We start from the raw sequence: 14,701 nt of genomic DNA, 5'->3' as shown, positions 1-14,701 counted from the left end.
ATGTCCATATCCCGCCGTACCCTGCTGGGGCTCGCCGTGCTCGCGGCGGCCGGGTGCTCAGGGGCCGGGGACGAGGCGTTCGAGCTGCGGCTGGCCACCGGGCTGACCGGCGGGCCGTACCGGGAGCTCGGGGAGCGGCTCGCGCAGGAGCTGCGGCGCGGCGGGATGCGGGTGCGGGAGCTGCCGACCGCCGCGAGCGTGCAGAACCTCACGATGATGACCGACGGGCGGGCCGACGCCGGGTTCGCGCTGGCCGACAGCGCCGACGACGCGGTACGCGTCCGCCGCCGGCCCGTCGCCGCCCTGGCCAGGATGTACCTGAACTACGTGCATCTGGTCGTGGCCAGGGACTCGGCGATCACCACGGTGGGGCAGCTCGCGGGCCGGGCCGTGTCGATCGGCGTCGAGGGGTCGGGGACCGCGGTGACCGCCGCCCGGGTGCTGGCCGTCGCCGGGCTGAGCCGGGCGCCCGCGATCACCAGGCTCGACCTGGACGCCTCCGTCGAGGCGCTGCTCGGCGGGCGGATCGAGGCGTTCTTCTGGTCCGGCGGGGTGCCCACGCCCGCGCTGGCCTCGCGGGACGACGTGCGGCTGGTGTCGCTGGAGGCGATGGTGCCGGTGCTGCGGCGGCGGTTCGGGCCCGTGTACGAGGACGCGTCCGTGCCCGCGGGCACCTACGGCGGCACCAGGTCCGTCCGGACGGTCGGCACGCCCAGCTACCTGATGTGCCGCAACTCGCTCTCCGCCGACCTGGCCTACACGATCACCGAGACCCTGTTCAGCTCCCGCGACCGCCTCCAGGCCCCGTCGGCCCCCGGAGGGCGGCTGGACGAGCGGTACGCGATCGGCACCGGTGTCGTGCCGCTGCATCCCGGCGCCGCCCGCTACTACCGCTCCGTCTACGGCTGACAGGGCAGCCGGAGCTCCACCACCAGGCCGTGCGGTACGGCCGGCAGCAGCCGCAGCGTGGCCCCGGACGCCCTGGCCAGCTCGGTGGCGATGGCCAGCCCCAGGCCGCTGCCCGGCACGTTCGCGTGCGCGCCGGAACGCCAGAAGCGGCCCAGCGCCTCCGCGCGCTCCTCCTCGCTCAGCCCCGGGCCGTCGTCGGCCACGCGCAGCACGCCGTCCTCCAGGGTGACGGTGACCGTGCCGCCCGCGGGGACGAACTTCTGGGCGTTGTCGAGGGCGATGTCCGCGATCCTGGCCGCGGCCTCCGGAACGAGCGACTCCTCCGGAAGGTCGGCCAGCAGGCGTACGTCCTTGGCCGCGTACACCTCTCGCCAGGCCGCCAGCCGCGCCGCCAGGTCGGCCTCCTTGGCCGCGACGCCCGCGCCCGCCTCCACCTTCGCCAGCGCCAGCAGGTCCTCCACCAGCAGCGCCAGCCGGTCCAGCTCCGCCATCGCCTCCTCGAACTCGGCCGTCCCCTCCTCACGCAGGTGCGGCTCCAGGTTCTCCAGCCGCAACCCGAGCACCGTGAGCGGGGTACGCAGCTCGTGCGAGGCGTCGGCCACGAACGCCCGCTGCCGCTCCATCGCCCCCGCCACCGCGTCCGCCATCGTGTTGAACCGCTCCTCCAGCCGCCGCAACTCCGACGGGCCGGCCCCGGGAAGCGCCCGCGCGTCCAGCCGCCCCTGCGCGATGGCCCGGGTGGTGCGGTCGAGCTCAGTGACGGGGCGCAGGATCCAGTGGGCCAGCCGCCTGGCCGCCAGCATCCCGTACACCAGCGCGACCAGCGCGCCCAGCGCCAGCGAGCCCCACACCAGCGTCACGTCCCGCCGGGCCTGGTCGGCGGGCGCCTGCAGCAGCACCACGCCGGAGATCGCCGCGTCCCGTCCCGCCGGCTCCGCCAGCAGCACCGTGGCCGGGCCGAACGGGGTGATCGTGGGCAGGTCCTCGGTCGTGCGGCCCGACAGCGCCAGGCGCAGCGCGTCGCGGTCGTCGGCCTCGAACCGGCCGGCGGACAGCCTCAGGGAGCCGTCGCGGTCGCGTACGCGGACGGCGGCGCCGTACAGGTCGGCGTAGCGGTTGATCTCGGCGATCAGCCCCGTGCGGTCGTCGTCGCGGGCCGCCTGGTCCGCCAGCTCCGCGAAGCGGGTGGCGTCGGCGCGGCGGTCCAGCAGCAGGCGGTTGGTACGGTGAGCGGCGTACGCCAGGCCCAGCGGCACCGCCAGCGCCGCGACCAGGAACACGATCAGCGTCGTGAACGTGACCACGAGCCGCGAGTTCACGCTGTCGAGCCCAGCCGGTAGCCGGTCCCGCGCAGCGTCTCCACCAGCCCGGGGCGGCCGGTCTTCGAGCGCAGGTTCGCCACGTGCACATCCAGCGAGCGCGAGGCCGACAGCAGCGGGTCGCCCCAGATCTCGTCCAGGATCTCCTCCCTGCCGCGCACCACGCCGGGCTCGCGCGCCAGCATCGCCAGCAGGTCGAACTCCCGCCGCGTCAGCGTCACCGGCTCCCCGGCCACCGTGACCTGCCGCGACTCCAGGTCGATGCGCACGTCGCCGACGTTCACCACGTCGTCGCGCTGCGGGCGCGGACGCGTGCCGCGCCGCACCACCGCCTCCATGCGGGCCATCAGCTCCACCGTGCGGAACGGCTTGACCAGGTAGTCGTCGGCGCCGGACCGCAGGCCGCGCAGCACCTCCCGCTCCTCGGTACGCGCGGTGACCACGATCAGCGGCACCGCCGACACCCGGCGCAGGCGGCGCAGCACGTCCAGCCCGTCCATGTCGGGCAGCCCCAGGTCCAGCAGCACGAAGTCGACGCCCCCCGCCAGGCGGAGGGCGTCCACGGCCAGGCCCGCCCGGAACACCTGATGGCCGTGCCGGGCCAGGGCCTTGGTGAGGGCGGCGGCCAGCCGATCGTCGTCCTCGACCAGCAGAACTCGCATAACGCCAGGTTAGACGCGCGTGGGGACCGTTTCTCCCTGCGTGGCCAGCTCGGTGCGGGACAGCGCGGCATCCCGGGTCTCACGCATGGTGAGGTACACGACGAGGGACACGGCGGCGCAACCCGAGACGTACCAGAAGAAGCCGGACTCGATGCCGCTGTCCTTGAACCACAGCGCCACGTACTCGGCGGTGCCGCCGAACAGGGCGTTCGCGATGGCGTACGGGAGCGCCACGCCGAGCGCCCGCACGTTCGTCGGGAACAGCTCTGCCTTCACCACCGCGTTGATCGAGGTGTACCCCGTCACGATCACCAGGCCGATCAGCGACAGCACCAGCCCGCCGCCGAAGCCCTGCACCCCGCCCAGCGCCGTCATCAGCGGCACCGTGCCCAGCATCGACCCGATCCCGAACGTGATCAGCAGCGGCCTGCGCCCGATCCGGTCCGACAGGCCGCCCGCCAGCGGCTGCAGGCACATGAAGATGAACAGCGCGCAGAAACTCACCAGCGTGGCCGTCTCCTTGGGCAGGCCCGCGGTGTTCGACAGGTACTTGGTGAGGTACGTCGTGTAGGTGTAGTACGCGACCGTGCCGCCCATCGTCAGCGCGATGACCAGCAGCGCCTCCTTCTTGTGGCCCAGCAGCGCCCTGATCGTGCCGCGGCCCTTCGAGTGATCGCGCTCCTCCTCGTCGTACGCCTCCGTCTCCAGGAGGTTGCGGCGCAGGTAGAACACGACCGCGGCGGCCAGGGCGCCGACCACGAACGGGATGCGCCAGCCGTACGAGCTCAGGGCCTCCTTGGACATGGTGTTCTGCAGGATGATCTGCAGGCCCAGGCCGACGAGCTGGCCGGCGGTCATGGAGACGTACTGGAAGCTGGAGGCGAAACCGCGGCGGCCGCGCGGGGTGGCCTCCGTCAGGTACGTGGCGCTGGCCGCGTACTCGCCGCCCACCGACAGGCCCTGCAGCAGGCGGGCCACCACCAGGACCAGCGCGCCGAAGTAGCCGACCGCCTCGTACGTCGGGGCGATGGCGATCAGCAGGGCGCTGGCGGACATGAGGGTGACCGTGAGCGTCAGCGCCGCCTTGCGGCCTCGCCTGTCGGCGTAGCGGCCGAGCAGCCAGCCGCCGAGCGGGCGCATGAAGAAGCCGACGGCGAAGATGGCCGCGGTGTTGAGCAGCTTCGCCGTGTCGTTGCCCTCCGGGAAGAAGGAGGCGGCGAAGTAGATGGCGAAGCTGCTGTAGACGAACCAGTCGTACCACTCGACCATGTTGCCGATGGAGCCGCCGATGACGGCCTTCCACGGCACGCGTGCCTTGCTCACGTGACAACCTCCTGGGGGGAGTACCTGCTGGTCAGAGCCTCGTGGTGGAAGATTGTCCGGGCAAGGGAGCAGGGGGGAGATCTAACGTCCGCTTAACATGACTTCTTACGCGGCATTAACGCCGTCGCAACAGCGGGGTGGGAGTGGCGGCTGTTGCCGGCGGCGCGGCGCGGTGGTGCGGGTCGTGCGGCGGTGCGGTGGCAGGGTGGGGTCAGGTCAAGGGCGGGTTGGCGTTCTTCGCCCGTTCCAGCGCCAGGTCCGCCCACCACTCGCCGCTCGGCGGGGACACCACGCCGCGCTCGGGATCCCGCTCCCCGTCCGTGCCCCGCCTGCACCGGCCGCTGGAGGTGCCCGCGCGGGCGATCCACAGGTACGCGTCCACCAGCTCCTCGCCCGTCTCGGTCGTGGGACGGTCGCCGACGCCCCTGCCCGGCGGGTTGCACCAGGTCTGCGGGTCCTCGTAGTGCTTGTCCGGGGTCCAGGAGCCCTGGCCGTTCCTGCTGGTGTCGACCACGAAGTGCGGCATGGTCGCCGGGTCCACGTCGGCGTCGCGCGGGCAGGCCGTCCCGCCCGACCTCAGCCGTACGCTGATGCAGGCGGACAGGGCCTTGCCGTACTCGACGCTCTTGCCGGTGCTCTGGTAGCCGGCCGTGTTGACGAAGAACCCGTCCGCCTTGTCGATGCCCGCCCCGATCAGGCGCTCGGCCATGGTCTCGGTGCCGGGCCAGAAGTCCTGGCTGCCGTCCAGGTAGACGGCCGTGCCTGGGTTCGCCTTGAGGGTCTGTACGGCCTGGCGCAGGTCCCGGTAGCGCTGCTCCGGCGAGCCCTGCTGGGTGGGGCACTGTTCCGTGCCCGGGACCCTGACCAGGCTGCCCGGCTCCAGGATGACCACCGCCCTGGAGGTGCCGATCTGGCGGGCGATGCCGGCGAGCCACTCCCCGTAGGCGGGCATGGCCGCGGCGCTCGCCTGCCGGCACTCGTTGCCCGGGAGGTAGCTGACGAGGAACACCGGGACGCCGCCTGCCTGCTCCGCCGCGGTGACCGTCGCGTCCACCTTCGACCTGACCTCGGGCTGGTTGAGGCGGATGGCGTGCGGGATCCGGGCCAGCTTGCGCATGAGCTCGGCGTCCGCGGGGCGGTCGTCCTTCCACAGGGCTGCCTGGCGGGCGGCGCCTGGCTCTTCTGGGGCGTAGAAGGTGATGGGTTGTGTTGATCTGAGCGGGTTCTGGGAGGTGGTCGGCGGGGTGGCGGTGGATGGTGGTCTGCCGGAGGTCGCCGGGGGCTCGCGCATGGCCAAGGCCGCCGAGATCCCGCCCACCGCGACCAGCAGGGCGGCTGCCGTGGCCAGCAGCCTGCGCCGGCCGGGCCCTGCCGCCATCCGTGCCTTGCCGCCCGCGCCCGCGTCTGTGCCTGAACCTGCCTCCGTGCTCACGTGTGCACCCGTGCCCGCGTCCGTGCTGCTCGCGCTCGCGTCGCCTGCGGGTGCCACGCCTAGATTCGCGCCGCCTGAGCCCGGCACCTCCATACTCCCGGAACCCCCGGTGCTGAGGTGGTCCATGAGGGCCTGGGCGGTGGGGCGGTCTTCCGGGTTCTTGGAGAGGGCGGCCTGGACCAGGTCGTGGAGCAGGGGTGGGAGGCCGTTCAGGGCCGGGGGGTCGTTGGCGATGCGGAGGAGGAGGGTCGGGATGGAGCCCGAGCCGAACGGCGGGGTGCCGCAGGCGGCGAAGGCGACCGTGCAGCCCCAGGAGAAGATGTCGGAGGCCGGCCCGGCCGGATCGCCCGACACCTGCTCGGGCGACATGTACGCCGGTGTCCCCAGCACCGCGCTGCTCGCCTCGGCGTCGGCGAGCCAGGCGACGCCGAAGTCGATGACCTTGGGCCCCACCTGGGAGAGCAGCACGTTGGACGGCTTCAGGTCGCGATGGACCACCCCGGCCCCGTGGATGGCTCGCAGGGCCATGGCCATCGAGGCGGCCAGGCCGTCGAGGGCGGAGCCGCGCAGCGGGCCGGAGGTGTCGACGGCCTCCTTGAGGCTGGGGCCCTCGACGTACTCCGTCACCAGGTACGCGAGCCGTCCCTGCACGTCGGCGTCGAGGACGGGCGCGGTGCAGAAGCGGGCGACGCGCTGGGCGGCGGCGACCTCGCGGGCGAAGCGCCGCCTGAAGTCGGGGTGCGCGTCCATCCTGGCGTGCAGCAGCTTGACGGCCACCCGCGTGCCGGACGGGTCGCGGGCGAGGTAGACGACGCCCATGCCGCCCTCGCCCAGCCGGCCGAGGAGGGTGTACGGCCCCACCCGCGCCGGGTCGCCGTCCCTCAGCACCTCCAAGGTCATAGAGGCTCAGGTTAGCCCGGATGATCCATGGGCTCTACAGGGTCAGGCGCCACTCGCTCCACTCGTCGAAGAGCTCGAAGCCCATGGCCTCGTTGATGGCGAGCATGTGGCTGTTGCTGGTGGCGTTCCAGGTGATGATCCGTTCGAGGTGCGGCTCGCGCTCGCGCAGCCAGAGCAGGTTGGCGAGCTTGACCAGCAGGCCGAGCCGGTGGCCGCGGTGGGGGCGCAGGACCGCGGTGTCGCTCTGGTGAGCCCAGCCGTCGGAGCGGTCGGTGTCGAGGTAGACGCGGGTGAACGCGGCTGGAGCGCCGTCGGAGTGGCGGCGGGCGATCGTGGTGTAACAGGTCTGGCCGATGTCCGGCATGTTCTCCTCGCGGTAGCGCAGGCGTTCGAGGCTGTAGTTCTGGTCCTCGACGCCGCTGTCGCGCGGGGCGTCGTTCATGCCGCTCATGAGAGTGGCGAGGTCGGGCAACAGCTCGGGGGCGGTCGGGCCGATCCAGCGCTCCAGGCTGTAGCCCTCGACCTGGGGGACCATCCGCTCCAGAGCGGGCCAGTCGGCCTTGCGCAGGTCCAGCGTGCGGCGCGCCTCCGGCAGCGCCACGCTCATGCCGTGCTTGCGGGCGAAGCGGGCGCCCGTGCCGGTGGCAAGGGTTTCGGTGAGCAGGAGGGTACGGGCGTGCGCCCGCATGCGGCCGAGGGCGTGCTCGAAGAGCGCGGAGCCGAGGCCGCGCCCGCGGTGCGCGGGGTGCACGACCAGGGGGAAGATCCACCCCATGTGCCGGTTGTCGAGCTGGGGGAACCCGAGCGCGTAGCCACCGATGACCCGGTTGTCCTCGATCAGCGCCCACGGCTCCACCCGCCCGCCGAACGAGTGCGTGCAGAAGTCATGGCGGAACCGGGAGAGCGGGATCACGGGGCCCGCGTCCTCGTGGTAGCCGGCCGCGTACGCGGCGTGCAGGCCCGCGACCAGGGTGGCGTCGGCGGGCTCGCCCGGCCGGTCGGGAATCGCGATGGGCTGGATCCGCATGCCCCCAGCCAAGCGCACCCCCACCGGCCGGGGCGAATGGTTTTCTACTGGCGGTAGTTCTCCACCTCGCCCGCCGGGCGGGCGGCGGCGCCGTCGGGGTCGTCGCCGGCGCTGCGCCTGGCCCGGCGTTGCCTGAGCAGGTCCCAGCACTGGTCGAGGGCCGTCTCCAGCTCCTTGATGCGTGCGTGCTCCTGGTCGGAGGTCACCTGGCCGGCGGACAGCCTGTCGCGCAGCTCGTGTTCCTCGGTGACCAGAGCGCTGATCCTGGTGAGAATCTCGTCGTCCCGCATGCCCAAGACTCTAATCACCGCGTGATAGAACACGCCCTATGGGTGGTATGGCGCTGGTAAGGAAGCCCGGTCCGAGGATCTCCGAGGGCATCGTCACGCACATCGAGCGGCAGCCGGTGGATCACGAACGGGCCGCCGCCCAGCACGACGCCTACGCCGCGGCGCTGGCCCGGGCGGGCTGGCGGCCGGTGTACGTGCCGCGCGCCGACGACCTGCCCGACGCGCCGTTCGTGGAGGACACCGTGGTGGTGTCGGGCCGGCTGGCGGTGCTGACCAGGCCGGGAGCGCCGGAGAGGCGGCCGGAGGTGGAGCCGGTGGCGCGCGCCGTACAGGAGCTGGGCCTGAAGTCGGTGAGGATCGTGCCACCCGGCACGCTCGACGGCGGCGACGTGCTGCAGGCCGGATCCACCGTGTACGTGGGCAGGTCCGCCAGGTCCAGCGACGAGGGCATCGCGCAGCTGGCGGCCCTGCTGCCCGAGCGCCGGGTGGTGCCCGTGGAGCTGCGCGGCGTGCTGCACCTGAAGTCGGCGGTGACCGCGCTGCCCGACGGGACGCTCATCGGGGATCCCGCCTGTGTGGACCTGCCCGGAATGCTGGTGCCGGAGGAGGAGGCGGGCGCGCACGTGGTGGTGCTGGGCGAGGACCGCGTGCTGCTGGCCGCGTCGGCCCCGCAGACCGCCGTCATGCTCGAAAAACGCGGATATTTCGTGACGAAGGTAGATATCTCGGAATACGAGAAGCTTGAAGGTTGTGTGACCTGCTTGAGCGTGCTGGTGGCCGATTGACGGTTCTCAGATTCTGAGATCCGGGGCGGTGCATCCCGAGACGTCTGGTAGCGTGCATGTCATGCTGCGCGGGCTCCTTCTTAGCTGCCGCGGCGGGGGCCTGTAAGGCCGGCTCCCTCGCCGCGGAGCGAGTCATGCGCGTCGGCCGCTTCCTTCCTGAGACCGACGAGGAGCATCCGATCATGACCGCTCAGCAGCCCAGCCGCATGCCCGTCCATCGTTACCAGCCGTTCGAGCCCATCCGGCTGACCGACCGCACCTGGCCCGACAAGGTGATCACCAAGGCGCCGCGATGGTGCGCTGTGGACCTGCGTGACGGCAACCAGGCCCTGATCGACCCGATGGACTCGCACCGCAAGCTCCAGATGTTCGAGCTGCTGGTACGCATGGGCTACAAGGAGATCGAGGTAGGCTTCCCCGCCGCCTCGCAGACCGACTTCGACTTCATCCGGCAGATCATCGACGAGGGGCGCATCCCCGACGACGTGGTCATCCAGGTGCTGACGCAGGCCCGTCCCGAGCTGATCGAGCGGACCTTCGAGTCCATCGAGGGCGCCAAGCAGGCCATCGTGCACCTGTACAACTCGACCTCCACCCTCCAGCGCCGCGTCGTCTTCGGCCAGGACAAGGACGGCATCACCGCCATCGCTGTCGAGGGCGCCAAGCTGGTCAAGAAGCTCGCCGACGCCAGCGACGTGGACGTCCACTTCCAGTACTCCCCGGAGTCGTTCACCGGCACCGAGCTGGAGTACGCCGTCGAGGTGTGCGACGCGGTCAACGAGGTGTGGCAGCCCACGCCCGACCGCAAGGTGATCATCAACCTGCCCGCCACGGTCGAGATGGCCACCCCGAACATCTACGCCGACCAGATCGAGTGGATGCACCGCAACCTCAAGCACCGCGACTCGATCGTCCTGTCGCTGCACCCGCACAACGACCGCGGCAGCGCCGTGGCCGCCGCCGAGCTGGGCTACATGGCCGGCGCCGACCGCATCGAGGGCTGCCTGTTCGGCAACGGCGAGCGCACCGGCAACGTCTGCCTGGTCACCCTGGGCATGAACCTGTTCTCCCAGGGCGTCGACCCCGAGATCGACTTCAGTGACATCGACGAGATCCGCCGCGTCACCGAGTACTGCAACCAGCTGCCCGTGCACCCGCGCCACCCGTGGGGCGGCGAGCTGGTCTACACCGCCTTCTCCGGCTCCCACCAGGACGCCATCAAGAAGGGCTTCGAGCACCTGGAGCGCGACGCGGCCGTGGCCGGGGTGCCGGTGGACGAGTTCACCTGGGCGGTGCCGTACCTGCCGATCGACCCGAAGGACATCGGGCGCAGCTACGAGGCCGTCATCCGGGTCAACAGCCAGTCGGGCAAGGGCGGCGTCGCGTACATCATGAAGGCCGACCACCAGCTCGACCTGCCGCGCCGGCTGCAGATCGAGTTCTCCAAGGTCGTGCAGGCGCGCACGGACAGCGAGGGCGGCGAGATCAGCCCGGCCGCGATGTTCGAGATCTTCCGCGACGAGTACCTGCCCAACCCGGCCAACCGCTGGGGCCGGCTGAGCCTCATGGCGCACCGTCACGAGTCCACGGTCGACGACAAGGACCTCATCAGCGCCGACGTACGCCTCGACGGGGAGATTCGCGAGGTCGAGGGCAAGGGCAACGGCCCGATCTCGGCGTTCATCGACGCGATCGCGCGCGTCGGCATGCAGGTGCGGGTCCTCGACTACGTGGAGCACGCGATGAGCGCGGGCTCCGACGCCAAGGCGGCCTCCTACCTGGAGTGCGAGGTCAACGGGAAGGTGCTGTGGGGTGTGGGCATCGACGCCAACACCACGACGGCCTCGCTGAAGGCCATCATCTCCGCGGTCAACCGCGCCTCGCGCTGACGCGGCGTTTCCGACACGGGCACGGCGAGCGTTCTCGCCGTGCCCGGTTCTGACAGGGGTACGGCGAGTGTTCTCGCCGTGCCCCTTTTTTCGCGTCTTAGTGAACGTTGCGTTTCTCTGGGCTGAATTCTATGCTGCTTAGAGAACGTGCCGTTTACTAAGGAGGTGGTGGGCCGTGGGTCTCGTGCTGGCCGGGCTGATGCTGGCGATGCTGCTCGGCGCGCTGGACCAGACGGTCATGGCGCCCGCGCTGCCCGCCGTCGCCGGCGCGCTGGGCGGGCTCGACCGCATGCCCGCCGTCGTCACCGCCTACCTCGTCGCCGCCACCGTCGCCATGCCCGTCTACGGCAAGCTCGGCGACCGGTACGGCCGCAAGCCCATCATGCAGGCCGCCATCGTGATCTTCGTGACCGGAGCCGTGCTGTGCGGGCTGGCCACGTCGATGCCGCAGTTCATCGCCTTCCGCGCGATCCAGGGCTTGGGCGGCGGCGGGCTCATGATCGGCGCCCAGGCGATCATCGGGGAGATCGTGAGCCCGCGGGAGCGGGGGCGTTACCTCGGCCTGTTCGGAGCCGCGTACATCGTGGCCGCCGTGGGCGGGCCGCTGGTCGGCGGGTTCTTCGTCGACGGGCCGGGGTGGCGGTGGATCTTCGCCGTCCACCCGCCGCTCGGGCTGCTGGCGCTGGTTCTGCTGAGCGTGGCGCTGAAGCTGCCGCGGCCCCGTACGCGGGCGCCGCTCGACGTGGCCGGGGCCCTCACGCTGGGCGTCGCCGTGGTCGGCGTGGTCATGGTGGGGGAGAGCGGCAACCCCGCCTACCTGGCCCTGGCCGCCGCCGGCGTGGTGGCGTGGCTGGTCAGCGCCCGCTACGCGCGGGATCCGATCCTGCCGCTGCGGCTGTTCCGCGACCGGGCGTTCGCGGTGCCCGTGCTGATCAGCCTGCTCATCGGGTTCGCGCTGTTCGGGACGATCACGTACCTGCCGGCGTACGCGCAGATCGCCCTGCACACCAGCGCCACGCAGGCCGGGCTGCTGGTGACCGTGCTCATGGGCGGCGTGCTGCTCACCGCCGTCGTCTCCGGCCGGCTCATCACCAGGACGGGGACGTACAAGCCGTACCCCGTCGCGGGCACGGCCCTGTCGGCGGCGGGGCTCGGGCTGATGGGCCTGGCCGGGGCCGGGCCGGTCGTGCTCGTTCTCGCCCTGCTGCTGACCGGGCTCGGGGTCGGGCTGGTCATGCAGGTCATGGTGCTGGCCGCGCAGAACGCCGTGGACTACGCCGACCTCGGCACCGCCACCTCGTCGGTGACGTTCCTGCGCCAGGTCGGCGCGTCGGCCGGGGTCGCGCTGGTGGGGGCGCTGATCACGCTGCGATCGGGCCTCTCCAGCACCTCACCGGCGAGCCTGCCGGAAGGGGTGCGTGACGCGTTCGCCGCCGCCGCGCCCCCCGTGTTCGCGGCCATGGCGCCGCTGCTCGTCGTGGCGTTCCTCCTGGCGCTGGCCCTGCCCGTGCGCCCCCTCCGTACCACCGCTCATGTCGAGGAGAACCGGTGAAACTCGTCGCACCCCTGAACGCCTTCGGCCGCGCCGACCTGGCCATCGCCGGAGGGAAGGGCGCCAACCTGGGCGAGCTGGTCAGGAGCGCCTTTCCGGTGCCCGACGGCTTCGTGGTCACCACGCACGCGTACGAGCTGGTGGCCCAGGGCCGGTCCACGCCCGCCGGCTTCGAGCGGGTGGAGCTGCCCGCGGACGTGCGGGAGGCGATCACGGCCGCGTACGCGCGGCTCGGCGGCGGGCCCGTGGCCGTGCGGTCCAGTGCCACGGCCGAGGATCTGCCGGGCGCCGCGTTCGCCGGCCAGCAGGACACCTACCTCAACGTCGTCGGCGAGCGGGCCCTGCTCGACGCCGTACGCCGCTGCTGGGGGTCGCTCTGGACCGAGCGCGCCGTCGCCTACCGCGCCCGGCTGGGCATCAACGATGACGACGTGCGGATCGCGGTGGTCGTGCAGAGCATGGTGGAGGCGGAGACGGCGGGCGTCATGTTCACCGCGAACCCGGTCACCGGCGACCGCACGCAGCTCGTCATCGACGCCAGCAGCGGGCTCGGCGAGGCCGTCGTCTCGGGGCTCGTCACGCCGGACCACTACGTGCTGGACGCGCGCGGGCACGTCGACTTCACGCCCGGACGGCGGGAGGTGGTCATCCGCAGCGCGGCCGGTGGCGGGGTCGTCCGCGAGGACGGGGAGCCGGGCGCGTCGTCTGCGGATGGGGTGCTAGGGGAGCGGGGCGGGCGGTTGCCGGATGCCGTGGTGGCGGAGCTGGGGCGGCTGGGCCGTGACGTGGCCGCGCATTTCGGGCGGCCGCAGGACATCGAGTGGGCGTACGCGGGCGGGCGGCTCCACCTGCTGCAGGCACGGCCGATGACCGCGCTGCCGCCGCCTCCGTTGGGCCGGCTCAACCCGTTCCAGCGCCGCCTGGCCGCCGTCCTGCTGGAGTACCTGCCCGAACGGCCGTACCCGATCGACATGTCCACCTGGGTCCCGGACGGCCCGGCGGGGCTGATGCGCAACGTCCTGGGCAGCTTCGGCGTGCGGCACGCGTTCGAAGGCTTCCTCCAGGAGGAGGACGAGGTCGTCTACCGGCTGCTGCCCCCGGCCCCGAAGCCGGCCCCCAAGGTGCTCGCGGCGCCGTTCCTGGTGCTGGCCAGGGCCAGGCGGCACGACCCGGCGCGATGGACGCAGGACCGGCGCTTCCGCGACTACCTGGTGGCGATCGAGGCGCTGCGTGCCCGCGACCTGCGGGCGATGCCGTGGGACGAGCTGCTGCGCGTGCCCCGGCAGGCGCTCGACCTGGTCCCGCCCGTGGCCGACCTGCGGATCGACTACCTGCCGGGGACCGGGCTGGCGTTGCTGCGGTTGCTGGTGGCGGTCCGGCTGCTGGGGCGGCGGGAGCTGTTCGCGGATCTGCTGCACGGGGCGCGTACCCGGACCACGGACACCAACCGGGCCCTGGAACACCTGGCCGAGGTGGCCCGGCGCACGGGGGCGCTGGAGCCTGGCCCGCCGCCGGCCGAGTTCGCGGACGCGCTGGCGGCGTTCCTGGACGAGTACGGCCACCGCGAGACCTCCAGCCCCATCCTCGTCACCACACCCTCCTGGGCGGACGCCCCCGAGGTCGTCCTCGGCCTGGTGAAGGTACTGGCCGCGGGGCCGCCCCCGCCCACGGGTTCGCCCACGTCGGCGGGTTCGCCTATGCCGGCGGGTTCACCTACGTCGGCGGGGTCGCCCACGCCCACAGGGGCGACTACGCCAGCGGGGGCACCCACGCCCACGGGGGCACCCGCGCAGCCGGATGGGGCGCTTGAGCGGCTGCTCGCCCACCCCCTGCTGCGACGCTCGAAGGCCCGTCGTGCCCGGATCACGCGCTGGGTGGAGGCGGCGCGCGCGGGTGTCGCGTTCAGGGAGGACAGCCACTTCTACTTCATGATGCCGCAGCCCGTCCTGCGCAGGTCGCTGCTGGAGCTGGGCCGCCGCCTGCGCGACGCGGGCGCGCTGGCCGCGCCGGAGGACGTTTTCCACCTGCGGCTGGCCGAGCTGGAGGAGATCGAGGACGTGGCCGCCCTGCGCGGAGCGGACGCCGAGCGGCTGCGCGAGACCGTCAGCCGGCGGGCGCTCAAGCGGGAGGAGCTCTCCGGCGTACGGCTCATCGACCCGGCCGCGATCTTCCCGCCCACCGCCACCGGCGACGCGCTGCTCACCGGCGCCCCGGCGGGCGGCGGCACCGCCACCGGCCCGGTGAAGGTGATCGTCAAGCCCGCCGACTTCTGCCGGCTCGACCCCGGCGACGTGCTCGTCTGCCCGTACACGAACCCGTCGTGGACTCCGCTGTTCCAGCACGCGGCGGCCGTGGTCGTGGACGCCGGCGGCGCCGCCTCCCACGCGGCGATCGTGGCCAGGGAGTACGGCATCCCGGCCGTCATGGGCACCGGCACGGGCACCTCGGTGCTGGCGGACGGCCGGCTCGTCACGGTCAACGGCGACACCGGCACCGTCCACGACGCTGCCACGGCCACGGCCACGACCACGGGCACGGGCGCGGCCGCGGGCACGGCCACGGGCACCGGCACGGCGTCCGATGCCGCCACCGGCGCTTCCTAGAATGCATGTC

The 14,701-nt window shown here is 72.5% G+C and carries 11 protein-coding genes; 5 read left to right on the top strand and 6 right to left on the bottom strand.

Annotated features, from left to right (window positions below; translation table 11 throughout):
- Complete coding sequence (locus tag HD593_RS45110; protein ID WP_221525312.1) at positions 1-909, top strand: TAXI family TRAP transporter solute-binding subunit; 909 nt, start codon at positions 1-3, stop codon at positions 907-909.
- Here HD593_RS45110 and HD593_RS45105 read toward each other — a convergent pair.
- The 6 genes from HD593_RS45105 to HD593_RS45080 all read right to left on the bottom strand — a co-directional run bounded on the left by HD593_RS45105 (position 900) and on the right by HD593_RS45080 (position 7,862).
- Complete coding sequence (locus HD593_RS45105; RefSeq protein ID WP_185109056.1) at positions 900-2,228, bottom strand: sensor histidine kinase; 1,329 nt, start codon at positions 2,226-2,228, stop codon at positions 900-902. The two genes, HD593_RS45110 and HD593_RS45105, sit on opposite strands and share 10 nt — an antisense overlap.
- On the bottom strand, positions 2,225-2,890 hold the full coding sequence (locus HD593_RS45100; RefSeq protein WP_185109055.1) for a response regulator transcription factor: 666 nt from the start codon (positions 2,888-2,890) through the stop codon (positions 2,225-2,227). The genes HD593_RS45105 and HD593_RS45100 overlap by 4 nt, the downstream gene beginning before the upstream one ends.
- Positions 2,891-2,899: 9 nt before the next feature.
- The gene (locus HD593_RS45095) at positions 2,900-4,213 is read right to left on the bottom strand and encodes an MFS transporter (RefSeq protein WP_185109054.1); all 1,314 of its coding nucleotides are present in this window, start codon (positions 4,211-4,213) and stop codon (positions 2,900-2,902) included.
- A 211-nt stretch (positions 4,214-4,424) separates the two neighbouring features.
- Positions 4,425-6,545 carry a glycoside hydrolase family 6 protein gene (locus tag HD593_RS45090; RefSeq protein ID WP_185109053.1) on the bottom strand — a complete coding sequence of 707 codons (2,121 nt, stop codon included), beginning with the start codon at positions 6,543-6,545 and terminating at the stop codon, positions 4,425-4,427.
- Positions 6,546-6,579: 34 nt separating this feature from the next.
- Positions 6,580-7,572 (bottom strand): GNAT family N-acetyltransferase, encoded by a 993-nt coding sequence (locus HD593_RS45085; protein ID WP_185109052.1) that lies wholly within the window; start codon positions 7,570-7,572, stop codon positions 6,580-6,582.
- 44 nt (positions 7,573-7,616) lie between these two features.
- On the bottom strand, positions 7,617-7,862 hold the full coding sequence (locus tag HD593_RS45080) for a DUF2630 family protein (protein ID WP_185109051.1): 246 nt from the start codon (positions 7,860-7,862) through the stop codon (positions 7,617-7,619).
- Positions 7,863-7,900: 38 nt separating this feature from the next.
- Between HD593_RS45080 and ddaH the strand changes: the two genes are divergently transcribed.
- The 4 genes from ddaH to HD593_RS45060 all read left to right on the top strand — a co-directional run bounded on the left by ddaH (position 7,901) and on the right by HD593_RS45060 (position 14,691).
- Positions 7,901-8,647, top strand: coding sequence for a dimethylargininase (ddaH, locus tag HD593_RS45075; RefSeq protein ID WP_185109050.1), 747 nt, complete (start codon positions 7,901-7,903; stop codon positions 8,645-8,647).
- A gap of 182 nt (positions 8,648-8,829) precedes the next feature.
- Positions 8,830-10,536: a 2-isopropylmalate synthase gene (leuA, locus tag HD593_RS45070; RefSeq protein WP_185109049.1), complete on the top strand. Its 1,707-nt coding sequence runs from the start codon at positions 8,830-8,832 to the stop codon at positions 10,534-10,536.
- 175 nt (positions 10,537-10,711) lie between these two features.
- Positions 10,712-12,088: an MFS transporter gene (locus tag HD593_RS45065; protein WP_312904180.1), complete on the top strand. Its 1,377-nt coding sequence runs from the start codon at positions 10,712-10,714 to the stop codon at positions 12,086-12,088.
- Entirely contained in the window at positions 12,085-14,691 is a 2,607-nt protein-coding gene (locus HD593_RS45060; RefSeq protein ID WP_185109048.1) for a PEP/pyruvate-binding domain-containing protein, read from the top strand. Before HD593_RS45065 ends, HD593_RS45060 begins: the two co-directional genes overlap by 4 nt.
- Positions 14,692-14,701 lie beyond the last annotated feature (10 nt).

Source organism: Nonomuraea rubra (assembly GCF_014207985.1).
Lineage (GTDB): Bacteria > Actinomycetota > Actinomycetes > Streptosporangiales > Streptosporangiaceae > Nonomuraea > Nonomuraea rubra.
The sequence above is the reverse complement of the archived record's forward strand: the minus strand, read 5'-3'. Positions and strand labels throughout refer to the sequence as shown.